The organism is Myxococcus sp. MH1 (assembly GCF_059738865.1).
In genome coordinates this window covers 4,435,421-4,461,907 of sequence record NZ_AP026947.1, presented here as the reverse complement: position 1 = coordinate 4,461,907, position 26,487 = coordinate 4,435,421, and the positions used below count along the sequence as shown (strand labels likewise).

The window sequence follows — 26,487 nt, the reverse complement described above, 5'->3', positions numbered from 1 at the left end:
ACGGCCATGCCGCGGTACGAGTTCAAGGAAGGCAGCTCCAGCAAGTTCTGGGAGATCAAGCTCGAGGGCGACTCCTTCACCACGCGTTGGGGCCGCATCGGCACCGACGGCCAGGAGAAGACGCAGTCGTTCGACTCCGACGAGAAGGCCCAGAAGGAGTACGACAAGCTCGTCCGTGAGAAGGAGAAGAAGGGCTACGAGCTGGTGGGCGACGGCGAGGGCGACGACGACGACGAGGGCGAGGCCGTCGAGGGCAAGTCGAACCCGGAGCTCGAGGCCGCCATCCAGAAGGACCCGGACAACGTCGACGCGTACCTCGTCTATGGCGACTGGCTCCAGGCCCAGGGCGACCCGCGCGGCGAGCTCATCGCGCTGCAGCACGCGCTCTCCAAGGCGTCCGGCGCCGAGGCCACCGCGCTCAAGAAGCAGGTGTCCGCGCACATCAAGAAGCACAAGGCGCTGCTGCTCGGCTCCATGGCGAAGGGTTGGAGCGACGAGGAGATCACCCTCGAGTGGCACCTGGGCTTCATCCGCTCGGCGCGCCTGGGCCGCAAGGAGTACGACTCCGAGTTCGACGTGGGCGAGGGCGTCAAGACACTGCTGACGCACCCGTCGGGGCGCTTCCTGCGCTCGCTCGCGGTGGGCATCGTCGACGCCTCGGATGGCGAGAACAGCTACGAGCCCGTCCTGGAGGCCCTGCAGGAGGCGCCCCCCAAGGGGCTCGAGCACCTGTTCCTGGGCGACTTCGAGTACCCGGACGAGACCGAGATCTCCTGGTCCTACGTGAACGACGTCTCGGCGCTCTACAAGCTGGTGCCAAACCTGCGCTCGCTGCGGCTGCGCGGCGCGGGCGCGGACCTGGGCGACATCGACCTGCCGGAGCTGCGCGAGTTCACCATCGAGACGGGCGGCCTGCCGCTGGGCGCGGTGAAGTCCATCGCCAGCGCGAAGTGGCCCAAGCTGGAGAAGCTGGAGGTGTGGTTCGGCCAGGACAGCTACGGCGCCGAGGGTGGCGTGGCGGACATCCAGCCCATCCTCGACGGCAAGGGCCTGTCGAACCTCAAGGTGCTGGGCCTGCGCAACTCGGAGTTCACCAATGACCTGGTCAAGGTGCTGCCGACCGCGAAGGTGCTCCCCCAGCTCGAGAAGCTGGACCTGTCCATGGGCTGTCTGACGGACGAGGGCGCGAAGACGCTCGCGGAGAACGCGGCGGCCTTCAAGCACCTCAAGCACCTGGACCTGACGGAGAACACGCTCACCGACGCGGGGGCGAAGCTGGTGGCGAAGCTCGCCGGCACCGTGGCCGCGGGCAACCAGCGCGATTACGACCCCGAGTACCACTACGCCGCGGTGGGCGAGTAGTCCTCCCATGTCCGCGTTGCCCGGCTTCATCGTCATCGGCAACGCGGAGAACCGGCGCGTCTCGCTGTTCCAGGACGCGCTGGACCGTCAGGGCCTGCCGCCCGCGAAGGTGGTGCCCTGGCGGGAGCTGCTGGAGTCCCCTGCCCGCCTCGCCGAGCTCCCCGACACGGAGGCGCTCGTCCGCATCGACGCCGCGGGCGAGAGCTGGGAGGTGGAGAAGGGCCTGTTGAAGCGGGGCTACGAGGACGCGCTCGCGCACCGCGGACAGGTGCTCGCCCCGGACGAAGTCGACGCGCTCGTCGAGGCCCCCGGGCGCATCCTCGCGCCCCGGCAGGGACACCTCGGCTTCCTCCGCGTCCTCTCGGAACTGGAGGCCGTGTTCCGCGAGCGCCCGTCGTGGCGGGTGCTCCAGTCGCCCGCGAGCATCGGGGACTTGTTCGACAAGCGCATCACCTCGCGCAGGTACGCCGGGCTGGGTGTGCCGGTGCCGGAGCCCCTGGACGGGGTGACGGACGTGGCGTCGCTGCGCGAGCGCATGGACGAGGAAGGCTGGCGCGAGGTGTTCGTGAAGGTGTCCTGCGGCTCGTCCGCGTCGTGCCTGGGCATCTTCCGGCGACTTCGCGGCCACGAGTCGCTGGTGACCACCGTCGAGCAGTCGCCGAGGGGCTGGTTCAACACGCTCAAGGTGCGCCGCATCCGCGAGCCGGAGCCGCTGGAGCAGGTGCTCGGCTTCCTCTTGCGCGAGGGCTCGCAGGTGGAGCGCTCGATTCCGAAGGCGCGGCTGGGTGGCGACCTCTTCGACTGTCGGGTGCTGGCGGTGCGCGGCGAGCCCGCGTTCATCGTGGTGCGCCAGAGCCGGCTGCCCATCACCAACCTGCATCTGGGCGGCTGGCGCGGAGAGCTGGAGGAGCTGGAGGCGGCGGTGCCCCGGAACGAATGGGACGCCGCGATGGAGAGCTGCCGCCAGGTGGCGCGCGCCCATGACTGCCTGCACGTCGGCATCGACCTCATGTTCGAGGAGTACTTCACCGGGCACCGCGTGCTGGAGGCGAATGCCTTCGGTGACCTGCTGCCCGGCCTGAAGCGCGATGGCCTCACCGTGTACGAGTGGGAGATTCGCGAGGCCCTGCGGGCCGCGGGCTTCGACGTGCCCGCCTGACACCTCCGTCGCAAAGACAGGCACGGACGCGAAAGAGCGGTTTATCCGCCTCACCGGGCCTAGAGTGCGAACCTTTCTCGAGGAAGGTTCCGCCATGAATTGGAAAGCGTCACTCGGTGCGTTGCTCTTCACGCTGACGGCCTGCTCGGAGTCTCCGGACCCGACGCCCACGCCGCCCCGGCCGATGAAGGCCGTGTTGTTCCCGTACATCCCGGACACGGTGGGGGACGGCTTCGCGAGCCTCGCGGCGCGGCTCGAAGCGGACTTCGAGCGGGAGCACTCGGACATCGACCTGGACATCGTGTTCGATGCCAACCTGGATGTGTATGACCTGGATGATGGCGGCACGCTGAACCAGCTGCTCGGCTCGGGCCCCTCGGCGGCGCAGGTGGTGGAGGTGGACACGCTCATCCTGGGCTCACTGGTGTCGAAGGGCTGGATTCAGCCGGTGACGCCGGCGGCGGGCACGGTGCATCCGGCGGCCGAGGAGGCGGTGCGCATCTCCGGCACCAGCTACGGCATGCCCACGTACCTGTGCACCTACGTGGTGTACTCGCACAGCACGAACATCCGCTCCGCCACGAATGGCGCGACGCTGGTGGACATCCTGCGAGAGGTCTCTCCGGGCAAGCGGCCGCTGGCGGCGAACTTCGACGGGAGCTGGACGCTGCCCTCCTCGTACATCGATGCCTGGGGAGACACGCACCCGGCGGACGCCCTGCCCGGCGCGCTGTCGTTGCCGCTGGATGCGACGACGCTGACCCCGTTCGAGACCGTGGTGGACAGCTGCGCGATGGAGCCCGGCGTCAACCCGTGCCTGGATGGGACGTACGCGGACAACACGGCGGCGGAGGAGGCGTTCGCCACGGAGCAGGCCAACGGGTTCATGGGCTACACCGAGCGCCTGGTGCCCATCCTGAAGGCCCGGCCGGGGATGGCGTTGCCGGACGTCGTCTCGGTGCCGCTGGGTGGCGGCTCGGCGCCCACCGTGTTCGTGGACGCGCTGGTGCTCAACGCGGGCTGCACGGGCACGTGCGCGGAGGACGCGAAGGCGCTCACCACGTTCCTGGGGAGCCCCGAGGTGCGCGGCCTCATCGCCTTCAGCGGCGAGGGACCGCAGGGCACCCTGCCCCGCTATCTGCTCCAGGCCAACCGCGCCTTCTACCAGCAGGAGCCCGCGCGCTCGGACCCGATGTACCGCAAGTTCGAGCCGCTCATCCACGGCGCGCGGCCCTTCCCCAGCCAGGGCTTCCCGGAGAACCGCAAGGCGATGCAAGCCGCCCTGTTGGAGGCGCTGAAGTAGTAGGGTCCGCCTCGCCATGCGGCGGCTCGGAAACCCAGCGCGTAGACGGTCCGTGGTGACACGACCCTCTGCATCTCCGGGGCACCCCCGGGGACTCTTCATGAGGAACACACTCCCACTCGAGGCCGGAATCGCGGCGAGCCGCGAGTCTGGCCACGCCGGACGGGACAGGTGGGCCCGAGCCGCCGCATGGCACCCGGAGGCCCGGACGTGAGCACGCGCCACCCCGTGGCGGCGGCGCTCGCGTCCGCGTTCCTCGCGGGTCCCTGGACTCGAGCGGGACTGAGGGAACGAGGCGCCCATGTCGTGGGCGGCCGCCCGCGCTGGCTCGTGCCCGTCGTCCGCGGCATCCTGAGGTACTTTCCTCGCCCGCCCCACGCCCGCATCGAGCTGCTCACCGAGCTGCTCGCCACCCGCCCAGCGCTCATCCGCGCCTGCGGCAACAGCGCCGAGCCCATCCGCATCCACCATTGGCTGGACGCGGAGCCTCAGATGGGCCGGCGGCCCTGGCCCGTTCCCGAGCTGACGACGCAGGCAGCCCTCGCGGAGTGGCTCGGGGTGACGGATGCGCAGCTCGGCTGGCTCGTGGATGGCTCGGGCTTCGAGCGCACGTCGCGTCCCGGCCAGTGGCGACGCTATCGCTACGTCTGGATTCCCAAGCGCACGGGAGGCAAGCGACTCCTGGAGCAGCCAGGGCTGGACCTCGCGCGACTGCAGCGCAAGGTGCTCCACGACATCCTGGACGTCATCCCGCCCCACGCCGCCGCTCGCGGCTTCGTCCGGGGCCTCGGAGTGAAGGACTTCGCAAGCCCCCACGTGGGCCGCGCAGTGGTGGTGCGCGTGGACCTGGAGGACTTCTTCCACGCGGTGCGGCCCGCGCAGGTGTGGGGCGTGTTCCGGACGGCCGGCTACCCCGATGGCGTCGTCAACGCGCTCGCCGGGCTCTGCACCAATCGGACGCCGGGCGCCGTCGTTGAACAGGCACGCCGGGCCGAGAGCGCACAGGAGCTTGACGCCTGCTGGCGACTGTCGCGCAGGCTCTCCGCGAGACACCTCCCGCAGGGAGCGCCCACGTCACCGGCGCTCGCGAACCTCGCGGCCTATCGACTCGATGTCCGCCTGTCCGCGCTCGCGGCGACGCTGGGCGCCCGGTACACGCGCTACGCCGATGACCTGGCCTTCTCCGGTGACGAAGCCCTGGCGCGACGCGCGCGCAGGCTGCTCACGTGCGTGACGCGCATCATCCGTGAGGAGGGCTTCACCGTGCGCCACGGCAAGACGCGCGTGATGCACCAGGGCCAGCAGCAGCGGCTCGCGGGCGTCGTGGTGAACGCACACCCCACCGTCCCTCGCGAGGACTACGAGCGCCTGAAGGCCGTGCTGCACCTGTGCCGCACACGCGGCCCCGAGAGCCAGAACACCGAGCAGCATCCCGACTTCCGCGCGCACCTGCTCGGGAGGATTGCCTGGGTGGAGCATCTGCACCCGGCGCGAGGAGCCCGCTTGAGGGCCACCTTCGAGCGCATCACCTGGGCGTCGGAATGAAAAGAGGCCGCCGACAACGCGCCGGCGGCCTCTTCGGGCTTCACGTCGTCCCAGGCTCAGGACGTCGCGTGTGAGTCATCCACGGGAGCCGAGGACTCCGTCTTGCGTCGGGTGAACAGGCGCTGCACCACGACGAAGAACAGCGGCACGAAGAAGATTCCGAGCAACGTGCCCACCAGCATGCCGCCGAGCACGCCCGTGCCGATGGCCCGCTGAGCACCGGCGCCCGCGCCCGAGGCGATGGCCAGCGGCACCACGCCGAAGCCGAACGCCAGCGACGTCATCAGGATGGGCCGCAGACGCGCACGCACCGCGAGCAGCGTGGCCTCCACCAGCTCCATGCCCTTCTCGACGTTCTCCTTCGCGAACTCCACGATGAGGATGGCGTTCTTGCTCGACAACCCCACCGTGGTCAGCATGGCCACCTGGAAGTAGACGTCGCGGTCCATGCCTCGCATGAAGCTGCCCAGCACCGTGCCGAGGATGCCCAGCGGCGCCACCAGCAGCACGGCCGTCGGGATGGTCCAGCTCTCGTACATGGCCGCCAGACACAGGAACACCAGGAGCAGCGACAGCGTGTACAAGAGCGGCGTCTGCGAGCCCGCCTGCCGCTCCTGATACGACTGGCCCGTCCACTCCAGACTGAAGCCCGGCGGCAGCTGCGCCACCATCTGCTCCACCGCGGCCATGGCATCGCCGGAGCTCACTCCGGGCGCCGCCTCACCGGTCAGCTCCATGGCGGACACGCCGTTGAAGCGCTCGAGCCGGGGAGAGCCCGAGCCCCACCGCACGCTCGCGAACGCGGGGAACGGCACCATCTCCCCCTTCGCGTTGCGCACGGACCAGCGGCTGAAGTCCTCCGGCACCATGCGGAACGGCGCGTCCGCCTGGATGAACACCCGCTTCACACGGCCCCGGTCGATGAAGTCGTCGATGTACTGACCGCCCCACGCCGCCGTCAGCGTGTTGTTGATGTCCGTCGTGGAGAGCCCCAGCGCGGTCGCCTTCGCCACGTCCACGTCCACGCGGAACTGCGGCGTGTCTTCCTGGCCGTTGGGCCGCACGTAGGCAATCAGCGGGTTCTGCATCGCGGCGCCCATGAACTGGTTGCGCGCGGCCGTCAGCGCCTCGTGCCCCTGTCCGATGTTGTCCTTGAGGAAGAACGTGAAGCCGGCCGAGTTGCCCAGCTCTGCCACCGCGGGCGGCGGGAAGGCGAACGCGAGCGCGTCCTCAATCTGCCCCAGGGCCCCCGCGGCGCGACCCGCCACCGCGTTGACGCCCAGCTCCGCCGACTTGCGCTCCTTCCAGTCCCGCAGGTTGATGAACGCGATGCCGGCGTTCTGACCGCTGCCGGCGAAGCTGAAGCCCTGCACGCTGAAGAGCGCCTTGACGGTGTCCTTCTCGTTCTCCAGGAAGTGGTCCTCCAGCTGCTCGATGACCTTCATCGTGCGCTCCTGCGTGGCGCCCACCGGCGTCTGCACCAGGGCGAACAGGAAGCCCTGGTCCTCGGACGGGAGGAACGAGGTGGGCAGCTTGAGGAACAGCACCACCATCAGCGCGACCATGGCCACGAAGGCGACCATGAAGCTCCACGCCCGGCCCAGGATGCCCTTCACCACCGACTGGTAGCGGGCGTTGCTCCAGTCGAACGCGCGGTTGAACGCGCCGAAGAAGCCCTTGCTCGCCGCGTGGTGGCCCTTGGGAATGGGCTTGAGCAGCGTGGCGCACAAGGCCGGCGTGAGCACCAGCGCCACCAGCACCGACAGCGCCATGGACGTCACGATGGTCACCGAGAACTGCCGGTAGATGACGCCCGTGGAGCCCGCCAGGAACGCCATGGGGATGAACACCGCGGAGAGCACCACGCCGATGCCCACCAGCGCGCTGGTGATCTGCGACATCGACTTGCGCGTGGCCTCCTTGGGGGACAGCCCCTCCTCGCTCATCACGCGCTCGACGTTCTCCACCACGACGATGGCGTCATCCACGAGCAGGCCGATGGCGAGCACCATCGCGAACATGGTGAGCATGTTCGCCGAGTACCCCAGCGCGGTGAGCACGCCGATGGTGCCCAACAGCACCACCGGCACCGCGATGGTGGGGATGAGCGTGGCACGGAAGTTCTGCAGGAACAGGTACATCACCAGGAACACCAGGAGGATGGCCTCCAGCAGCGTGGAGACCACGCCCTGGATGGCGACCCGGACGAACGGCGTGGTGTCGAACGGCACCACCGCCTTGAGTCCCTTGGGCAGCGTCGGCTCCATCTCCTTGAGGGCCGCCGCCACGCCCTGCGCGGTGTCCAGGGCGTTGGCGCCCGTGGCCAGCGACACGGCGATGCCCGTGGCGGGCTTGCCGTTGTAGCGGCTGATGACGCTGTAATCCTCGGAGCCCAGCTCCACGCGGGCCACGTCGCCCAGCCGCAGCACGGAGCCGTCCGCGTTGCCTCGCAGGACGATGTTCCGGAACTGCTCCGGCGTCTGGAGGCGGTCCTGCGCCGTCACCGTGGCGTTGAGCTGCTGGCCCTTCACCGCGGGCGTGCCGCCCAGCTGGCCCACCACCACCTGCTGGTTCTGCCCGCGGATGGCGCCGATGACGTCCGTGGGCGTCAGCGCGTAGGTGTCCAGCTTGTTGGGGTCCAGCCAGATGCGCATGGCGTACTTCGTGCCGAACACCTGCGTGCTGCCCACGCCCGGGACGCGGGAGATGGGGTCCACCATGTTGGTGGCGACGAAGTCCTGGATGTCGTCACCGCCCATGCTGCCGTCCTCGGACACGAAGCCGATGACCTGCAGGAAGCCCGAGGCCGCCTTGGTGACGGCGATGCCCTGCTGCTGCACGGCCTGCGGGAGTAGCGGCGTGGCCAGCTGCAGCTTGTTCTGCACCTGCACCTGCGCGATGTCCGGGTCGGTGCCGTTGGCGAACGTGAGGGTGATGGTCGCCGCGCCGTTCGACTCGCTGGTCGACGACATGTAGAGCAGGTTGTCGAGCCCCTTCATCGTCTGCTCGATGACCTGCGTGACGGAGTCCTCGATGGCCTTCGCCGAGGCGCCCGGGTACACGGCGCCCACCGTCACGGTCGGCGGAGCGATGATGGGGTACTGCGCGATGGGCAGCCGGGTGATGGAGAGCGCGCCAGCCATCATGATGATGATGGCGAGGACCCACGCGAAGATGGGTCGATCAATGAAGAATCTTGCCATGGCCGCGTTCCGTCACTGGTTGGGAGCCGGCGGGACGAGGGGCGCGGCTTCGCCCCCCTTCGTCTCTGTCGGCGGGGCTTCCGTCGCCTGGACGGGCATGCCCGGCTGGATCTTCTGGAGGCCGGAGATGATGACGCGGTCGCCCTCGGACAGGCCGCTGTCCACGAGCCAGCGGTCTCCCACGGTGCGGCTCACCGCGACGGTGCGCGGCTCCACCTTGCCGTCCTTGCCCACCACGAGCGCGGAGGCGTTGCCCTTCGCGTCGCGCGCGATGCCCTGCTGCGGGACGAGGAGTCCCTCCTGACGCAGGCCGTTGCCCACGAGCGCGCGCACATACATCCCGGGCAGGAGCATCTGGTCGGGATTCGGGACGGTGATGCGCAGCGCGAAGGTGCCGGTGCCCGGGTCCACCGTCACGTCGGAGAACGTGAGCGAGCCGGGGTGGGCATAGCGGCTGCCGTCCTCCAACAGGAGCGTGACGGGCGTGCTGTCGGTGGGCTTGAGCGTGCCGGCGCTGAGCTCCTTGCGCAGGCGGAGCAGCTCGCTGCTCGACTGGGTCAGGTCGACGTAGAGCGGGTCCAGCTGCTGCACGACGGCGAGCGCCTGCGGCTGGTTGGCGGTGACGAGCGCGCCCTGGGTGACGGACGACTTGCCGATGCGACCGGAGATGGGCGAGGTGATGCGCGCGTGTCCGAGCGTCACGCCGGCGCGCTGGACGGCGGCCTGCGCGGCCTTGACGTCCGCCTCCGCCTGGGCGAGCGCGGCGACGGCCTTCTCGTTGTCGGCGGGGGTGACGGCCTCGAGCTTGAACAGCTCGGCGGAGCGCTTGGTGGAGAGGGCGACCGAGGTCAGCGTCGCCTGGGCGCGCTCCAGCGCGGCCTTGGCGCTGGCGTAGTCGGCGCGGTAGGTGGCGTCATCGAGCTCATAGAGGGCCTGGCCCTCCTTCACCTGGCCGCCCTCGGTGAAGAGCCGCCGCTGGACCAGGCCGTTGACCTGGGGGCGGACCTCCGCGACGAGGAACGCCTGGGTGCGCCCGGGCAGCTCGCGCGTGAGCAGCACGGACTCCGACTTGAGGGTGACGACGGTGACGGGGGCGGCCTGGGGAGCCTGCTGCTGCTGTTGCTGCTGCTCGGCGGGCTTCTCACAGGCGACGAGCAGCACGGCGCCAGACAGCATTCCAACGAACGCCGGCGTGAGCCGACGTGAACGAGACCACATGAAGTCCTCGGGGGTGGGGGACTGAAACGGGCGGCCGAAATGCTTCCGGCGCGGCCTCTCCTCTACCGAATACGCGCGCTCATGCCACCAAATCCGCATGCGCCCGGAGTGAATCCTCCGAAGCGACGTCAGCAATTCGCGGCGGACGAAATCCCGCTGGAATCCTGACAGGAGTTGTGTGCACGCGAGATTTCCGGTTGTGCGGCGTGCACGCGTTTTCGAGCACGACGAACGGTCGTTCTCGGGCGCGACACGCGCACGTCACGGAGGTGAGGACGGGCGCCACCCCACGAGGGCGCCCGTCCTCAGGAGCCGGAGCTCAGGGCACCGACGCGCGCTGCTGCGCGAGGAGCCAGTCCCAGAAGGCGTAGTTGTTGTAGGTCTGGGTCCAGCAGTCATGCGCGCTGCCGGGAATCACGGTGAGCCGGGCCTGGAGGTTGCCCGTCGACACGTAGCCCGGCTGGGACGTCCACACGTTGCTCGCGGCGCCGGCGAACAGGTACGTCAGCGTCGCGGACGGCTGCGGCACCGTCACCATCTGTCCCTGGTTGAAGTTCTTCGTCACGCCCATCAGCCACGAGCGCTCGGCCAGCAGCGAGTTGCCATCCGCGAACGAGTGCACGGCCCACACCGGCACGTTCTTCAGCTGGGTGATGGTGGGTCCCGGGCCGCCGATGTTGGTCGCCATGGGCGCGAGCGCCGCCAGGCGGTGGCCGTAAGTATATGCGTACTGCCAGGCGCCATAGCCGCCGTAGCTCAGGCCCGTGACGTAGATGCGGGACAGGTCCACGCGGTAGTTCGCCACGATGAAGTCGACGAAGGCGTTGACCTCGGCGGGGACCCAGTTCGTCGCCGCCTGCGGCGTGAAGATCATCACCTGCTTCTGACCGAAGTACGTCTTGGCCGTGGGCTCGTGGCGGATCTTCTTCAGCGCCCCGTTGGCCGTGCCCTTCTCGAACAGGGCCGCCTCGTTCTGCGCGGTGCCGAACTCACCCCGGCCGTTGAGGTGGATGATGACCGGGTAGCGCGTCTCCGGAGACGTCAGGTAGCCGGGCGGCAGGTACTCGACGTAGCCGTACAGCGTGCCCGTGCTCGCGGGCATGCGCGTCACGAGCTGGTCCTCGGTGGTGACGGTGAGCCGCGAGCCCTGCGCCTCCAGGGACTCGTGCTCCCCCAGCTCCCCTCCGCAAGCAACAACCCCCATCACGAAACACAGCAACATCCAACGTAGCAGCATGGTGTGCTCTCCAGGGTGAACGACGGTAGGCACCTGGAGTCTGCACAAAAGCTGGAATCCCGGAAACAGCCACAGCCCTGCTGATACAATCGGGATTCAAATGCGACACGAGGGCCGTCGACGCACCTGGCCCCCGCTGCCCTCACATCAACCGCCCCAATAGCCCCGGGCCATGCAGGTGCAGCGCACAAACAGACGCGCCATGTCTAGCTTTGCGGCCGCGACGCCCAGGCTTCAGCGACTCGCGACAGGCTCACGCCGCCACAGCGGCTCGGCCGGCACGCGCTCCAGGATTCCGGAGCCGAAGACCCGATCCAGCTCCAGGTAGTCCATGTGCACGTAGCCGATGTGGCAGCCGCAGGTCGCCTTCGAGCACGGCCGGGGTCGCAGCGCCTGGTCGAAGTCCGGCGCGTAGATGTTGCCAATCGCCTCGTCGATGAAGTGACACCGCCGCGCCGTGCCCTCCCCGTCCACGGAGATGACCGACTCCCCTCCCCTGCACGCCTTCCCCAGGCTCGGGTGACGCACGTTGTTCACCGGGAACAGGGGGTCCAACCGCGTGAAGCGCGCCACGTCCTCGGGCGTGTAGGGCTCCTCCTGCCCGTCCTTCACCGCGTTGATCCACAGGTACGTCTCGGCCGGCAGCTCGCGGCGCAGCGTCTCCGCCTCCTCCACGAAGCGCAGGAAGCCCACCACGCCCACACTGTGCCGGACGCCCAGCGACACCAACGTCTCACACTGCTTCAGGAAGCGCGGCCGCTTCGTCCACTCCGGGTGGTACGTCGCCCAGAGGCCCAGCTTCTCCGCGCGGCAGTCCTTCACCCAGTCCAGCCGACACGACAGGTTCGTCTGCGCCGCCACTCGCTCCACGTGCGGCAGATGCGTCAGCCGCGCCAGCGCCTGCTGATACCAGGGCCAGATGAGCGCCTCACCCCACGGCGTGAAGAACACCGACACCGTGTCCTGCGTGCGCGCCTCCACCCACGCGATGAACCGCTCCAGGTCCGCGCGGTCCTTCGCCAGCTCCTCGTCCGTGTGCTTCCACTTCCCGAACGGGCAGTACTCGCAGCCGTAGTTGCAGCTCGACAACGGCCCCCGATAGAGCACCGTGAGCTTCATCGCCAGGCATACTCCGACGACAGCGCGCGCACCCCGTCCGAATGCAGCCACGGACCAATCAAGTCCGAGCGCTCCACCCCCGCCGCCGTCAGCCGCAGCCCCGTGGCGTCCCTGCGCCCCAGGCCGTGCGCCTCCAGCTCCAACAGCTCCGGGAAGTCCTCCAGCACCTCCGCGCCGAACCGCGCCCGGTACGCCGCCAGGTCCACTCCCTCCGCGAGCAGCGACAGCAACATGAACCTGCGCCGCCGCTCCCCCTCGTCCAACCGGAAGCCGTACCCCACCTCTCCAAAGGACTCCGCCGTCCGAGCGCTGTACGACGCGATGATGTTGCGCACCTCGCGCGAGCCCACCGCGTACTCGGACGAGTAATGCACCGCCCCCGTGTACGAGCGCGCCCCGCAGCCCAGCCCCACCATCCCGTCCTCCTGGCAGCGGTACACGGGGCCCCCCGCGTCCGGCGCGTGCTTCGCGCGGAACATGCGCATCGACACCTGCGTGTACCCCTGCGACAGGAGGAAGTCCCGGCCCGTGCGGTACAGCGACAGCCGCAGGTCATCCCACGCGCGCGCCTTCTTCCCCAGGAACGTCAGCGGACGCACGTACAGGGGATACAGGTAGATCTCCTCGGGCGAGAAGCGCAGCGTCTCCCGCAGCGAGTACAGGAAGCTCTCCGGCGTCTGCCCCTCCATCCCGTAGATGAGGTCCAGGTTCAGCGTCGGGAAGCCCGTCGAGCGGATGAGGTCCAGCGCCGACTCCACCTGCGCCGTCTTCTGCGGTCGCTTCACCGCGGCCACCTCCGCCTCGATGAAGCTCTGCACGCCCATGCTCACCCGGTCCGTGCCCCGCGAGCGCAGCGTCCGCAGCTTCTCCGCGTCCACCGTCTCCGGCGACACCTCCACCGACACCGGGATGTTCCGAGGGTCCGCCCCCAGCACCTTCTCCGCCAGGTCGAACACCTTGTTCAGCCCCGCCACGTCCAGCAGCGTCGGCGTGCCTCCGCCCAGCGCCAGCCTGGCGAAGCTCGCCCGACCCAGCGCGTCCTTCACCCGCTGCGTCTCGCGCTCCAGCGCGCCCAGATACCCGTCCACCACGTCCTGCCTGGGGCCCGCCGCGGTGAACAGGTTGCAGAACCCGCAGCGCATCTCGCAGAACGGGACGTGGAAGTAGAGGAACAGCGCGTCGCGCCGCTCCTCGGCCCACACCGACTCCAACGAGAGCGGCGGCGTGAAGGGCCGGTAGGCCGTCTTGTGCGGGTACCCATACAGGTACGCCACGTACGGCGACTCTCCCAACATCTGCTCCAGGCGCGTCATGGTGCGGGCTCTCACGGCAGGGTGAACTCCGCGTAGGGCACCGTCCAGACGACGGGGTGACCCACGCGGTGACCGTTATAACCGTCCTCGCCGTACGCCGTGCCGTGGTCCGAGCAGACGATGCAGAAAGCCGGCCCCCGCCGCCGCAGCGCGGCGAACAGGGGAGGGAGCTGACTGTCCACGTATTCCAGGGCTGCCGCGTGGGTCTCCCGCGAGTCCTCGCTGGCGCCCGGCAGGTAATGACGGTTGGGCTGGTGGAGCGCGGAGATGTTGATGAACAGGAAGACTCGCTGTTGCCTCGGGAGGGCGTCCAGGCGACGGACCGCCAGGGCCACCTGGTGCTCGGTCGAGCGGGGCTCGCGCACCCCCAGCTCCGGCGCCCAGTGGCTCTCCGCGAACAGGCCCGGCAACACGTTGCCCAGCGGGTTCAGCTTGTTGAAGAAGCCCACGCCGCCGATGCACACCGTGTGGTAGCCGCGCCCCGCGAGCCCCGTCACCAGGTCCGGCGCATCCAGCACGCACGTCCCCTGCCCCGTCGTCTCGCTGCCCTCGAAGCGCATGGCGAACAGGCGCGGGTGGCGACCCGGGCGCGCGGGGGTGGGAAGGAAGCCCGCGAAGAAGGCGTGGTGCGCGGCGTAGGTGAAGCTCGCGGGCGAGTGCCGCTCCTCCCACTGTCCTCCGGGCAGGAGCGCGGCCAGGTTCGGGATGCGCCCCGAGGCGGCCAGCTCGGTGGCCACGTCGTGGCGCAAGGTGTCCAGCGTGAGGAGGAGCAGGTCGTGCGAGCCGACCACCTGGTTCATGTCCATGTCGAGAGCACCCGCTCGAGGTCCCGCACGGCCGTGGAGACGCGCTCCACGGTGAAGTCGGGCGGAGGCAGCGACGCGGGCCACTCGCGCCCGTGCGACACCCAGCACGTGGTGATGCCCAGCCGCCCCGCGCCGACGATGTCGCGCACCGGGTCATCGCCCACGTGGAGCACCTCCGAGGGCGCGCGGTTCACGTGCTTCAGCGCCGCCTGGAAGATGGCCGGGTCGGGCTTCTCCACGCCCACCTCGCTGGAGAAGAAGCCCTGCGGCACGCAGTGGTAGAGCCCGGCGTGGAGCAGCTTCATGCGCTGCGTGTCCGCCGCGCCGTTGGACACCACCACCACGGGCTGACGGCCCGCCCGCGCGGCGAGCCACGCCACCAGCTCCGGGTCCGACGTCACCTGCCGCGCCAGCCCCACGTGGAACTCCGCGCGCACCGCCTTCTCGGAGAGCCCCACCGGGAAGCGCTCGAGCAGGTCCTGGAAGAACGCCTGCCGGTCGCGCCCACCCCGCTCGTCGAGCACGCGCAAGGTGGCCAGGTCCTCGGCGCGACGGTGCGCGGGGAAGACGTCCGGGAAGCGGGCCATGAAGCTCTCGAAGTAGCGCGTGAAGGCGCCCCCTCGGTCGACCAACGTGTCGTCGACGTCGAAGAAGAGCGCCTTCGGACGCACCGGGCCGTGCTTCCCGAAGGCCCGGGGCTTGTCCATCCAGCGTCTGTCCGCGTACTGCCCACCCTTCTTTCGCATCGCATCCTCCCGTGCCTCACGGCGCGGGTGAAGTCCAGCGGCTCAGCTGGCGGCCGGCGATGAGCGGTCGTACGCCCGCAGCGCCTCGACGACCTCCTCGCGTGAGTCCGTGAGGAGCAGGTGCCGCGCGTACTCGTGGCCCTGCGCGAGCTGCGCCAGCAGCGGGTACACCGGGCGGGTGCGCGTCCAGAACTCCCGGCCCAGGAAGATCATCGGGCTGATGACGCCCACGCTGTTGTAGTGATTCTGGCAGGCGTCCTGGAACACCTCCTGGATGGTGCCGGCGCTGCCGGGCGCGTACACGATGCCGCCCTTGGCGATGGTGAGCAGGCCGTCCTCGCGCACGCTGTTGGCGAAGTACTTGGCGATGTGCGTGGCGAACGGGTTGGGCGGCTCGTGGCCGTAGTGCCACGTGGGGATGCCCAGGCTCGAGCAGGCGAAGACGTCCTTGGGCCCGAGGGGGAACGCGCCGCGCACCTCGAAGGCCCGCGCCAGCCACTCGCGGTCCGTATAGCTGGGGGCCCTGGCGAGGATCTCGAGCCCCGCGTCGAGCTCCGCCTCCGTGCGCGTGGCGAACCAGGCGCCCACGTGTGTGGCCTCCATCGCGCCGGGGCCTCCGCCGCTCACCAGGAAGAAGCCCGCGCGCGTCAGCTCGCGCGACAGCGTGGCCACCTCGCGATAGTCGGGCATGCCGCGCTTCATGGAGTGCCCTCCCATGATGGCCACCACCTTGCGCGGCGGCCCCGCCTTGAAGAGCAGGCCCTCCATCGCGTCCGTCACCGCGTGGTCATGCAGCCGCTGCGCGAGCGTCTCCAGCAGCGTCGGCGGCGTGCCCCGGCCGTGGGATTCCCAGTGGCGATAGATGCGCGCGTCGAGCGTGTCCTCGTACGTCTCCGGGCGCGCCGGGTCGAAGCCCGCGTACAGCTCCTCCGGCGTGTAGAGCGTGCCCCGGTACGGCTGATAGGGCACCCCGGAGATGGGCGGGAAGACGAGCGCGCCGTGGGCGAGCGCCGCCTGGAGCGCGTCCTTCTCCAGCTCGCAGCCCAGGAACACGGTGCCCGCCAGCGGCAGCGTGCCCAGCTCGCGCGTGTAGCGCCTCAGGTCCAGCCCCTGGATGACGACGTTGGCGAGGCTGTGTCCCTCGCGAAGATGCCGCTCGAAGGCCTCGGGAGTCTCTAGCTCGATCACCCCGGAAGGATTCCACGCATCGCGGCCATCTTGAAGGCTAGAAGAGGACCACCATGGTGCCCTTGGGCATCTGCTCGTACAGCCTGGTGATGTCCCCCGGGTGGAACACGACGCAGCCCCAGGACAGCCGCCCGCCGCTCTCCTCCAGGGACCACTCGCCCGACCAGCCGTGGAACCCGATGCCGCTGCCCAGCCGGGTGCTCGCGTCCGTCGCCTCGCGCGCCGTCCACGCGCGCGCAATCCCCTGGCGCGCCTTCTCCGTGAGCCACCCGCGCCTCACGCCCCGGCTCGCGTCCCACGGGTTCGGGTAGTTCACCCGCAGCCAGTGGCCGCCGTAATAGGCCGCGTACGGCCCGGTGATGTTCCCGCGCACCGTCTGCACGATGAAGTACATGCCCACGGGCGTGCGGTTGTCGCCTCGCTCCTGCTTGGGTCCCTCGCCCTGGCCGAAGCCCACCTCCACCCTCGCCCGCTCGACGCCCCGCTCGTACAACCGGAGTTCGTTCCGAGCGTGCGAGATGAGCACCAGCACCGGCTCCTCCAACGGCTGCGGCAGGCGGGCCCGCTCCCGGGTGAAGCGCCGGGCCTCCGCCGGGGACAGCTCGCGGTCCGTGTGCAGCACCACCGAGGCCCGCGGCCCCACGCGCCCGAGCACCTGTCCGCGGGACACCCCGGCTCCGCGCTCAAGCGACACCGACGCCAGTCCCGAGTACACGGCGCGCACGCGCTGGAGCTCGTGGTTCTCGTGATACAGATGTTCCAGGGTGACGCTTTCGCCCGTGGCCGCCACCACGCGGCCTCGCGCCAGGGAGCGCGCCTCGGCGCCGGGCTTCGCGCCGCCCAGGTCCGCCCACGCCTCGAACCCGTCCGCGGGAGCGTGGGCCGGACGCAGCCAGGCCTCGAAGACATCCGGCGCCTCGGCGAGCGCGCGTGGGGTGACCAGGGCGAACAGGAGGCAGGACAGGAGCCCGCCACGACGGAGCACGAATCGAGGCACGTGTCCTGGACACTCGGGCCGCGCCGACGGTTCCGTCAACCCCCTCGTCAGCGCCGGGCCTCCAGCGCGCGCAGGGCCGCCTGGGCCTGGAGCAGCTCCGGGTGGGCATTGGCCGCGGCGGCGTCCTGCGCGGCCAGCCGCAACTGTCGCGCGGCCTCCTCGCGCTCTCCCAGCCGCAGGTGGGCGCGCCCCAGGGCGCAGCGCAGGAGCGACTTCAGCTTCCGGTCTCCCAGCATGCCCGCGAGCTGGAGCCCCCGGACGGCGTCCTCCTTCGCCAGCTCCGGCGCGTCCGCCTGGCTGTGCAAGAGCGCGAGGCCATGGTGCGTGTACGCCATGCCGCCCCGGTCCCCCGTGCGCGCCTTCGAGTCCAGCGCGAGCTGGAAGTAGTGCACCGCGCGCTCACGGTCCCCCGAGCGCGCGTAGGCATCCCCCAGGTTGAACAGCGCCGTGGAGTGCTCCCACGTGTCCCCCGCGCGCTCGGTCCAGCGCAGCACCGCCGCGTACTCCGCCGTGGCCTGCTCCGCGCGCCCCTGCCGCATCAGCAGCATCCCCATGGCGCGATGCAGGGACGCCTCCGCGCTCGCCCGGCCCACGCCGTCCTGCCCCGACACCTGGAGCAGCCGCGCGCGCGCGCTCCCCAGCCGCGCCTCCGCCTCGGTGAAGCGGCCCAGCCAGCACAGCGCGAGCGAGGACAGCGCGTCCAACGAAGCGGCGGCGACGAGCGCCTCCTCGGACGACTCCTCCACGACGCCCACCTCGCCCAGCGCCACCACCTCCTCGTGGCGCTCCAGCGACAACACCACCGAGACCAGCTTGCTCAAGCACTGGAGCCGCCCGGCCGTCCCCCCGCGTCCCCCCACCTCGTCGAGGGACAGGGCGATGCGCCACGCGGACTCCGCCTCCCCCCGCTCCCCCGCCAGCCGGTGCGCATCCCCCATCCGCTCCCACAACACCCGCCCCCACTGACACGCGGACTCCAATGACAGCCGCGAGGTCACCTCCAGCGCGAAGCGGTACACCTCCAGCGCGGCCGCGGGCTCCATCGCGGCCAGGTTCCACCCGGCGACCTCCAACAGGTGCGGCAGCGCGCGCTCCGGCCGCTTCGCCCCCAGCCAGTGACGGGCCACCTCCGCGCACGCGCGCCGACGCGTCTCCTCGGAGAGCGCCTCGTAGGCCTCCGCCACGCGCGCGTGCAAGGCCACCCGCTCCGCTTCCGTCCACGTCGCCTCGAGCCCCGGCGCCCGCGTCGCGCTCGCGTAGCGGCCTCCCGAGACGGGCGTGAGCCACCCGCCCGACTCCAACCCCGCGAGCGACGCGAAGCCCCCCACGAGCGCGCCCAGCACCGCCCGGGGGAAACACGGCCCCAGCAACGCGCCCACCCGCAGCGCCTCGCGCCGCGCGTCCGACAGCGCCTGGAACCGGGCCGACACCACCTGCTCCGCCGTCGCGGGCAACGGCTCCAGCGGCGACTCCTCGTGGAGCGCGAGCGCCTGCAACAACCTGCGCGGATGGCCCGCGCCCACGCGCAAGAGCGCCTCCCGCGGCAGGCCCGCGGGCAGGCGCGCGGAGACCAGCGTGGCGGCCTCGCTCGCGCTCAACGCTCCCACCTCCAGCACCTCGGCCGGTGGCGGCACGGACGCCCCCGTGCGCTCCAGCACGAGCACGAGCACCGGCGCATGCGCCAGCCGCGTCACCAGCACCTCGAGCATCGCCCGGCTGAGGCCATCCGCGTGCTGCCAGTCCTCCAGGACGAGGACGCGCGGCGTCCGGTGTGGCAGCAGCGCATGGCAGAGCGCGTCGAGCAGGGCGATGCTCTCCGCGGAGAGGCTCGCGGGCACGCCTCGCCACCGCCGCCCTTCCAGCCACCCCGCCACCCGCTCCGCCTCGGCGCTCGACATGCGCCCCACGCCCGCCACCGGCCGCAGCGAGCGCGTGGCGTCCAGCAGGTCCAACAGCGGCCCCGCCGGAGTCCCTGGATGGGCCAAGCCGCTGCCCTCCCAGATGTCGAAGCGGTGCGCGGACAGCGACTCCACCAGCGCGTCCTTCAGCCTCGACTTGCCGATGCCCTCTTCTCCCACCAGCCAGATGGCCCGCCCCAGCCCCCGGCGCGCCTCCTCGGCGCACCACTTCAGCCGCTCCAGGTGCGCCACCCGCCCCACGAGCGGCGGCTGACACGAGGCGAGCCCCCAGCGGCGCACCCCGCCCGCCAGGGGCGCGAGCAGCAGCGCGCGCGGGCACGTGGAGAGACCCGGGGAAAGTCGTGTCCCACAGGCCAGGCACACGCCCGACGACGCGGTCATGAGCACCTCCAGAGCCCGAACCTCTAACGCCACGGCCCCTTCACGCGCCTCGCGCCCGGGGGCTGTGCGTCTGTATTGAATCCGCCTGTGGGCCTGCCCTCCAGGCCACCGCACGCACGCACGCCCCCGCTGGATGTATGCCCTTTCCCTCACGGCATGGATGGGCTCGCCACCAATGCCAGACATTTCCAGCGCCATCGCCCAGACCCACACGCCGAGTATGCGCGCCGCGTTTCCTGCCCAGCAGGCAGGCTCGACGAGAACTGTTGAATACGAAATAAAATGAGGCGATGGTTGTCCTCCGCTGCAACGCGGCGAACCCCCGCCGTGACCTTGGAGAAGCCCCGCAACTGAAATCACTCGTCGGCCCGTCGTGAGACGTCGCCGGACACACTCCCCGTCTGTCTGTTTTTGAATCCCCCCAGAGGTTCCCACATGAAGCAGTCTCTTCTGCTGGCCGGCGCGTTGCTCGGCCTTGGCGCCACCGCGTGCGGTCCCCAGGACTACAATGAGCTGGGAGAGGCCCCCTCCGGCGCGGAGGCCACCGCGTTCGCGACGTCCGCCGCCGCGCTGACCGCCTCCAACTGCACGCAGCTCACGGCCACCTCCGTCATCGCCAAGGGCCACGACGGCAATGTGCCGGCCAACACGATGGATGACCGGCTCGACACGCGCTGGAGCATGCTCGGCAAGGGCGCGTGGATCGACTACGACCTGGGCGCCATCAAGTCGATCTCCGGCGTCACGGTGGCCTGGCACGAGGGCAACACGCGCTCCAACACCTTCACCGTGTCGGTGTCGCCGGATGGCTATACGTACACGCAGGTCTACAGCGGCACGAGCGCGCTGCAGACCGCGGCGCAGACGTACTCCTTCGGCACCACGTCGGCGCGCCGGGTGCGCATCACCGTCATGGGCAACACCGTGAACGACTGGGCGTCCATCGCGGAGGCCCGCGCCTGCGGCAGCACCGTGACGTCCCCGCCTCCGCCCACCGGCAGCAGCGTGGTGTGGGTGGGTGACTTCGAGACGGGAGACCGCACCCAGTGGACGCGCGCGCAGATGGTGAGCTCGGACCGGCTGGCGCTGGTGTCCTCACCCAAGCGCCAGGGCGGCTACGCGCTGAAGGCCACGGTGAAGAAGGGCGATGACCCCATCAACTCCAGCGGCAACCGCAACGAGCTGGTGCGCATGACGAAGGAGCCGTCCGGCTCCGAGTACTACTACCGCTGGAGCACGATGTTCGACTCCACGTTCCCCAACGTGAACACGTGGCAGCTGTTCACGCAGTGGCACCAGGAGAGCGACACGGTGGGCGGCTCGCCGCCGGTGGAGTTCTACGTCTACGGCAACGAGGTCCGGCTGAACATCGGCGGCAACCCGGGCACCATCGTCTGGCGGGCGCCGCTGGTGCGCGCCAGGTGGATGGACTTCATCTTCCACGTGCGCTGGTCGGCGGACGCGAAGGTGGGCTTCGTGGAGCTGTACGTGGACGGCAAGCTGGTGCTGCCCAAGCGCTACATCGCCACGCAGTACAAGGGGCAGGTCAACTACCTGAAGATCGGCCTGTACCGGAACGACACCATCTCCCCCACCGGCATCGTCTACCACGATGGCTGGGTGATGGCGCGCAAGCTCGAGGACGTGCTGAGCCCCACGGCCATCGTCAAGGCGCCGTAGCCCGGCGACGGCTGTACGGCACTCCACACGGTTTCAACCTCCGGGTCCTGGTCGCGTCCCCACGCGGCCCGGGCCCGGAGTAGTTTCGGGGCATGCCCAACACCCTGCGGGTCGTCCATGTCCACGTCCACGTGAAGCCCGAGCACGTGGACGCCTTCCGGGAAGCCACCCTGGCCAACGCGCGCGAGAGCGTGAAGGAGCCGGGGGTGGCTCGCTTCGATGTCATCCAGGACAGCGAGGACGCCACGCGGTTCGTGCTCGTGGAGGTGTACCGGAGCGCCGAGGCACCGGCCGCGCACAAGGACACGGCGCACTACCTGCGCTGGCGCGACACGGTGGCGCCGATGATGGCGGAGCCGCGCACCAGCCGGAAGTACGTGAACCTGTTCCCCGAGGACGCCGGGTGGTGACGGCGGGCCCCGCGGTCTTCGAGTTCGCCACCGCCACGCGGATTGTCTTCGGACCGGGCAGGTTGTCGGAGGCCCCCGCGTTGGTGCGCGGCCTGGGCGCGGAGCGCGTGTTGCTCGTGACAGGGAAGAACCCCGGGCGTGCGCGCGGGCTCCAGACGGCGCTGGAGGCGCAGGGGTTGGTGGTGAGCACGTTCTCGGTGGAGGGCGAGCCCACGGTGGACGTGGTGCGGCGTGGGCTGTCGGTGCTCGCGGCGGCGAGATGCGAGGCGGTGGTGGCGCTGGGAGGTGGCAGCGCGCTCGACGCGGGCAAGGCGCTCGCCGCGCTGGCGACGCAGCGGGGCGACCCGCTGGACTACCTGGAGGTCATCGGCCGCGGACAGCCGCTCACCGGGGTGGCCCTCCCCTTCCTGGCGATTCCGACCACGGCGGGCACGGGGTCGGAGGTGACACGCAACGCGGTGCTGGGGTCGAAGGAGGCGCAGGTGAAGGCGAGCCTGCGCGGACCGCAGCTGCTGCCGCGGGTGGCGTTGGTGGACCCGGACCTGCTCATCGGCGCGCCGCCGTCGGTGCTCGCGTCCAGTGGCATGGATGCGTTGTCGCAGCTCATCGAGCCGTTCCTCTCCGCGCGCGCCAATCCGCTCACGGACGCATTGGCGCGTGAGGGGTTGCGTCGGTCCGCGCGCTCGCTGCGCCGGGCTGTGTTGTCGACGGAGCCGGATGCCGAGGCCCGAGAGGACCTGGCGCTGGCCAGCCTCTTCGGTGGACTGTGTCTGGCCAACTCGGGGCTGGGTGCGGTGCATGGCTTCGCGGCGCCGCTCGGAGGCATGTTCGATGCGCCGCATGGGGCGGTCTGCGCGGCGCTGCTCTCCGCGGTGCTCGAGACCAATCTGCGCGCGCTGCGGGAGCGTGCTCCCGAGCACCCGGCGCTGCCGCGCTACCGGGAGCTGGCGACGCTGCTCACGGGCCGCGAGGGCGCGAGCGCCGAGGATGCCATCGAATGGGTGGAGTCCTTGCGGGGAGCGCTGCGCATCCCTGGCCTGGCTCGTCATGGACTGAGCCTGGAGCGGGTGCCGGAGCTGGTGACGAAGGCGCGCGCCGCGAGCAGCATGAAGGCCAACCCGCTTCCACTCACTGACGCGGAGCTCACGCACATCGCCACCCGTGCGCTGTAGCCCCCGGCATTCACGAGGAACCCTATGGAAGACATCGACCTCGACACGCCTGATGGAACGATGGACGCGAAGCTGTTCCAGCCCGAAGGACGCGGCCCTTGGCCCGCCGTGCTGCTGCTCACGGACGCGATGGGCATCCGCCCCGCCTTCGAGCACGCGGCCCAGCGGCTCGCGGACGCCGGCTTTGTCGTGCTGCTGCCCAATGTCTTCTATCGCGAGGGGCGCGCCGCGACCTTGGACTTGAACGGCTCCTTCGCGGATGAGGCCTTCCGCAAGCGCATCTACGCGCTCATCGCCACGCTGACGCCGGAGCGCGTGCGCACGGACGGCGCGGCGGAGCTGGACTTCCTCGCGCGGCTTCCTCAGGTGCGTGGCCCCAAGGTCGGCGTCGCCGGCTACTGCATGAGCGGCGGCATCGCCGTGCGGCTGGCCGCGGACTTCCCTGACGTCATCGCCGCCGCCGTGTCCAATCATGGCGGTCGACTCGCGACGGACTCGCCGGACAGTCCTCACCTGCGCCTGGGCGACGTGAAGGGCGAGCTCGTCTTCGGCCACGCGGACCAGGACGCCTCCATGCCGGCTGATGCCATCCAGCGACTGGAAGCAGCGCTGAAGGCGGCCGGCGTGCGACACCAGTCCCGACTCCACGTGGGAGCCCGCCACGGCTACGCGGTGGAGGACTCGGCCGCCTATCAGCCCGAGGCCGCCGAGGAACACTGGCGCGAGCTGCTCGACGTCATGGGACGCACGCTGGCGAAGTGAGGCCCACCCGAGGCCCTCTTGCCAGCAAATCGCGGGAGCGTTATTCGTACGCCCATGGTTCGCGTCGTGATTGCTCGTCGATTTAGCCGCCCCCCGGCCCCCTTCGGGTGTCGGGAGGCCGTGCTGCTCTGAGCGCGCACGCACCTCTCGTTGGCGAAACGCCGTCTGGCGCGACGCCCACCCGGAGCCGCCGGGGGGGCATCCGAGGCCGGTGACGCCTGGCGGACTCCTCGCTCGGCGTGCCGGAGACCGCTGCGTTTCCCGTTCGCTTCCGAGAGGTCTTCCCCATGTCGTCCCTTCCCATCGCCGTCCTCAGCGCCGAGGAGCTTCGGCGCGCCCTGTCCGTTCGCGATTTGACCGACCCCGCCTCGGGTCCTCACGCCCTCCAGCTCCTCGTCGCCTCCGCGCTCGACGCCCTGCGCACCGCCTGGCGCTGCGAGGTCCTGACGCATCGACAAAGCCCCGTCGTCTCCATCGCCGACAACTACGACCGCCTCCACTACCCACCCGGAGGCGTCGCCCGCGACGCGCGCTACACCCGATACGTCTGTGACACCGCCCTTTTGCGCTCGCAGACCTCCGCCATGATTCCCGGCGTCCTGCGCCGCCTCGCCTCCTCCCCACCCGAGGACGTACTGGTCGCCTGTCCCGGCCTCGTCTATCGACGCGACTGCATCGACCGGCTCCACACCGGCGAGCCCCATCAGATGGACCTGTGGCGCATCCGCCGTGGCCCGCCCCTCACCCCCCAGGACCTGCGCCAGATGATCGCCACCGTGGTCCAGGCACTCCTCCCCGGACGCGAGCTGAAGCTCACCGACGCCGTGCACCCGTACACGACGGACGGCCTGCAGATCGACGTCCGGGACGGCGACGACTGGGTGGAGATCGGCGAGTGCGGCCTCGCGCTCCCCGCCCTGCTGGCCGAGAGCGTCCTGGAGGCGGGCCCCGTCACCGGACTCGCCATGGGCCTGGGACTCGACCGCATCCTCATGCTGCGCAAGGGCCTGGACGACATCCGGCTCCTGCGCTCCACCGACCCACGCATCGCCACGCAGCTGTTGGACCTGACGCCCTATCAGCCCGTGTCCTCGATGCCCGCCGTGCGCCGCGACATGTCCCTGGTCATCGACGAGCACCGCACGGCGGAGGAGCTGGGCGACGCCGTCCGCGCCGCGCTGGGCGCACGGGCGGAGCTGGTGGAGAGCGTCGAGGTGGTGAGCCAGACGCCCTACGCCGAGCTCCACCCCAACGCCATGAAGCGCCTGGCCCTCCGCCCGGACCAGAAGAACGTCCTCCTGCGCGTGGTGCTGCGCTCCCTGGAGCGAACCCTCACGCATGACGAGTGCAACGAGCTGCGCGACGACATCTACGCCACGCTGCACCAGGGGACCACGTGGGAGTGGGCCGCGCGCCCACGTCCCAGGGCGCCTCAGACCTTGTAGAGCAGGTCCATGTACTTCTTGAGCAAGTCGCTCACGAGGCCACGGAAGGGGACGGCGGCGGCCATGCCGTAGACGGGCGCCATCGTCCCCTTCTGGCCGGGGTTCGCCTTCACGTGGTCCACGGCGGCGCGCAGGTCCGACAGGAAGCGCTCCGCCACGCCCGGCTGCGCGTGCCGCAACGTCACGCACAGGTGCACCGCCGCGGGCTTGTGCAACCCGTTGAGGCTCCACCCCTGCTCACCCAACCGCTCCATCACCTTGAAGATGTCCACCGTCTCGGAGCCGAACGCGATGACGAACAGCGGGTCCCCCAGCACGTGCAGCTCGGGGATGGCGCGGATGCCTTGCTTGATCGTATCCGCCGTCTCGAGGATGCGGCGTGTGGCCTCCAGGTAGCCCTGCTCCCCCATGCTGACCAGCGACGCCCACGCCACCGCGATGAGCGCGCCGGGACGACTGCCGGAGAACGTGGGCGAGAAGTAGATGCCGCCGGGCCACTCCGTGGCCGTGAAGTACTGATGCGAGCGCAGCTCGGTGCCCCGGTACAACACCACCGACGAGCCCTTCGCCGCGTAACCGAACTTGTGCGTGTCCGCGGACATCGACGTCACGCCCGGCAGCCGGAAGTCGAACGGCGGCACCTCGCGCCCCAGCTTCCTCGCGAAGGGCAACACGAAGCCGCCCAGGCACGCGTCGGTGTGGAAGCCGATGCGCTTCTTGCGCGCCAGCTCGGACAGCTCGGCGATCGGGTCGATGACACCGTGGGGAAAACCCGGCGCCGAGCCGATGAGCACGATGGTGTTGCGGGTGAGCGCCTTCTTCGTCGCGGCCACGTCCGCGCGGTAGTCGGCTCCCACCGGCACGCGCACCATCTTCACGCCGAAGTAGTGCGCCGCCTTGTCGAAGGCCGGGTGCGCGCTGGAGGGCGCCACCATCTCCGGCTTCGTGATTCCCTTCGTCTCCCGCGCCCAGTCCCGGTACGTCTTGATGGCGAGCATGATGCTCTCGGTGCCACCCGAGGACATCGAGCCACAGACGTGCTCGGAGGCCGGGCGCCCCGCGTTCGCCGCGTCCGCGCCCAACATCGTCGCGGCCATGGCGATGACCTCGGCCTCGAACTTGGTGGCGCTCGGCCACAGGTCCGCGTGCAGCGGATTGCTCTGCGAGTGCAGCGCGTAGACGCGGTTGAGGAAGTCGATGTGCTCCGAGTCGCCGCTGTACACGGCGCCGGACACCTTGCCGTCCCGCCAGCGCTCCTCCTCCTGCGACTCCAGCGCCTGCAGCTCGCGCAGCACCTCCTCGCGCGAGCGCCCCGTCACCGGCAGCCGGTCGAACGCGGGCATCTTGCCCCGGTACGGCTTGAGCCCTCCCTCCAGCTCCGACAGCAGCGTGTCCGTCTCCTTCGAGAGCAGGTCGCGCACCAGCGGCACGGCCTTGAGATAGCGCTCGGCCGCCGACAGCAGGCGGGGCGGGACGTGGTTCAGCAGGTTCAGCGACTTGGGGTCGGGCAATGCCATGCGCG

20 protein-coding genes are annotated in these 26,487 nt (G+C 70.3%); 9 read left to right on the top strand and 11 right to left on the bottom strand.

All coding sequences use genetic code 11. From position 1 onward, the window contains the following. Window positions 1-6 precede the first annotated feature (6 nt). The 4 genes from AC6JA9_RS17950 to AC6JA9_RS17935 all read left to right on the top strand — a co-directional run bounded on the left by AC6JA9_RS17950 (window position 7) and on the right by AC6JA9_RS17935 (window position 5,369). Window positions 7-1,362, top strand: coding sequence for a WGR domain-containing protein (locus AC6JA9_RS17950; RefSeq protein WP_497960270.1), 1,356 nt, complete (start codon window positions 7-9; stop codon window positions 1,360-1,362). A 7-nt stretch (window positions 1,363-1,369) separates the two neighbouring features. Then, window positions 1,370-2,521, top strand: a complete 1,152-nt coding sequence (locus AC6JA9_RS17945) for an STM4014 family protein (protein WP_497960269.1) — start codon at window positions 1,370-1,372, stop codon at window positions 2,519-2,521. A gap of 94 nt (window positions 2,522-2,615) precedes the next feature. After that, window positions 2,616-3,824: a type 2 periplasmic-binding domain-containing protein gene (locus AC6JA9_RS17940; protein ID WP_497960268.1), complete on the top strand. Its 1,209-nt coding sequence runs from the start codon at window positions 2,616-2,618 to the stop codon at window positions 3,822-3,824. 210 nt (window positions 3,825-4,034) lie between these two features. Next, window positions 4,035-5,369, top strand: a complete 1,335-nt coding sequence (locus tag AC6JA9_RS17935) for a reverse transcriptase family protein (RefSeq protein WP_497960265.1) — start codon at window positions 4,035-4,037, stop codon at window positions 5,367-5,369. A gap of 56 nt (window positions 5,370-5,425) precedes the next feature. On the opposite strand, the gene AC6JA9_RS17930 is transcribed toward AC6JA9_RS17935, so the two are convergent. The 10 genes from AC6JA9_RS17930 to AC6JA9_RS17885 all read right to left on the bottom strand — a co-directional run bounded on the left by AC6JA9_RS17930 (window position 5,426) and on the right by AC6JA9_RS17885 (window position 19,496). Then, window positions 5,426-8,572, bottom strand: a complete 3,147-nt coding sequence (locus tag AC6JA9_RS17930; RefSeq protein ID WP_497960264.1) for an efflux RND transporter permease subunit — start codon at window positions 8,570-8,572, stop codon at window positions 5,426-5,428. Window positions 8,573-8,584: 12 nt separating this feature from the next. Further along, the gene (locus AC6JA9_RS17925) at window positions 8,585-9,748 is read right to left on the bottom strand and encodes an efflux RND transporter periplasmic adaptor subunit (protein WP_497960262.1); all 1,164 of its coding nucleotides are present in this window, start codon (window positions 9,746-9,748) and stop codon (window positions 8,585-8,587) included. A 361-nt stretch (window positions 9,749-10,109) separates the two neighbouring features. After that, window positions 10,110-11,027, bottom strand: coding sequence for a carboxylesterase family protein (locus AC6JA9_RS17920; protein WP_223750125.1), 918 nt, complete (start codon window positions 11,025-11,027; stop codon window positions 10,110-10,112). Between the two features lie 234 nt (window positions 11,028-11,261). Beyond that, window positions 11,262-12,146 (bottom strand): STM4011 family radical SAM protein, encoded by an 885-nt coding sequence (locus AC6JA9_RS17915; RefSeq protein WP_223750126.1) that lies wholly within the window; start codon window positions 12,144-12,146, stop codon window positions 11,262-11,264. After that, window positions 12,143-13,459, bottom strand: a complete 1,317-nt coding sequence (locus AC6JA9_RS17910) for an STM4012 family radical SAM protein (protein ID WP_223750205.1) — start codon at window positions 13,457-13,459, stop codon at window positions 12,143-12,145. The genes AC6JA9_RS17915 and AC6JA9_RS17910 overlap by 4 nt, the downstream gene beginning before the upstream one ends. A gap of 11 nt (window positions 13,460-13,470) precedes the next feature. Next, the gene (locus tag AC6JA9_RS17905) at window positions 13,471-14,265 is read right to left on the bottom strand and encodes an STM4013/SEN3800 family hydrolase (protein WP_223750127.1); all 795 of its coding nucleotides are present in this window, start codon (window positions 14,263-14,265) and stop codon (window positions 13,471-13,473) included. Next, window positions 14,256-15,011: an HAD family hydrolase gene (locus tag AC6JA9_RS17900; RefSeq protein WP_223784717.1), complete on the bottom strand. Its 756-nt coding sequence runs from the start codon at window positions 15,009-15,011 to the stop codon at window positions 14,256-14,258. Before AC6JA9_RS17900 ends, AC6JA9_RS17905 begins: the two co-directional genes overlap by 10 nt. 42 nt (window positions 15,012-15,053) lie before the next feature. Beyond that, window positions 15,054-16,199, bottom strand: a complete 1,146-nt coding sequence (locus tag AC6JA9_RS17895; RefSeq protein ID WP_223750129.1) for an LOG family protein — start codon at window positions 16,197-16,199, stop codon at window positions 15,054-15,056. A gap of 37 nt (window positions 16,200-16,236) precedes the next feature. Beyond that, window positions 16,237-17,184: a L,D-transpeptidase family protein gene (locus tag AC6JA9_RS17890; protein ID WP_473569306.1), complete on the bottom strand. Its 948-nt coding sequence runs from the start codon at window positions 17,182-17,184 to the stop codon at window positions 16,237-16,239. A 59-nt stretch (window positions 17,185-17,243) separates the two neighbouring features. Further along, a complete protein-coding gene (locus AC6JA9_RS17885; protein ID WP_497960260.1) occupies window positions 17,244-19,496 on the bottom strand; it encodes an AAA family ATPase in 2,253 nt (750 codons plus the stop codon). Between the two features lie 435 nt (window positions 19,497-19,931). On the opposite strand from AC6JA9_RS17885, the gene AC6JA9_RS17880 reads away from it, so the two are divergent. The 5 genes from AC6JA9_RS17880 to srmL all read left to right on the top strand — a co-directional run bounded on the left by AC6JA9_RS17880 (window position 19,932) and on the right by srmL (window position 24,965). Then, entirely contained in the window at window positions 19,932-21,176 is a 1,245-nt protein-coding gene (locus AC6JA9_RS17880) for a heparin lyase I family protein (protein WP_473569307.1), read from the top strand. Between the two features lie 92 nt (window positions 21,177-21,268). Then, window positions 21,269-21,586, top strand: coding sequence for an antibiotic biosynthesis monooxygenase (locus tag AC6JA9_RS17875; protein ID WP_141327140.1), 318 nt, complete (start codon window positions 21,269-21,271; stop codon window positions 21,584-21,586). Further along, window positions 21,583-22,758 (top strand): iron-containing alcohol dehydrogenase, encoded by a 1,176-nt coding sequence (locus AC6JA9_RS17870; RefSeq protein ID WP_370640410.1) that lies wholly within the window; start codon window positions 21,583-21,585, stop codon window positions 22,756-22,758. Before AC6JA9_RS17875 ends, AC6JA9_RS17870 begins: the two co-directional genes overlap by 4 nt. Window positions 22,759-22,782: 24 nt before the next feature. Further along, window positions 22,783-23,520 (top strand): dienelactone hydrolase family protein, encoded by a 738-nt coding sequence (locus AC6JA9_RS17865; RefSeq protein WP_141327136.1) that lies wholly within the window; start codon window positions 22,783-22,785, stop codon window positions 23,518-23,520. A 287-nt stretch (window positions 23,521-23,807) separates the two neighbouring features. Beyond that, window positions 23,808-24,965 carry a PheS-related mystery ligase SrmL gene (srmL, locus tag AC6JA9_RS17860; protein ID WP_497960259.1) on the top strand — a complete coding sequence of 386 codons (1,158 nt, stop codon included), beginning with the start codon at window positions 23,808-23,810 and terminating at the stop codon, window positions 24,963-24,965. Here srmL and AC6JA9_RS17855 read toward each other — a convergent pair. Next, on the bottom strand, window positions 24,953-26,482 hold the full coding sequence (locus AC6JA9_RS17855; RefSeq protein WP_483577707.1) for a pyridoxal phosphate-dependent decarboxylase family protein: 1,530 nt from the start codon (window positions 26,480-26,482) through the stop codon (window positions 24,953-24,955). The two genes, srmL and AC6JA9_RS17855, sit on opposite strands and share 13 nt — an antisense overlap. Window positions 26,483-26,487: the final 5 nt, after the last annotated feature.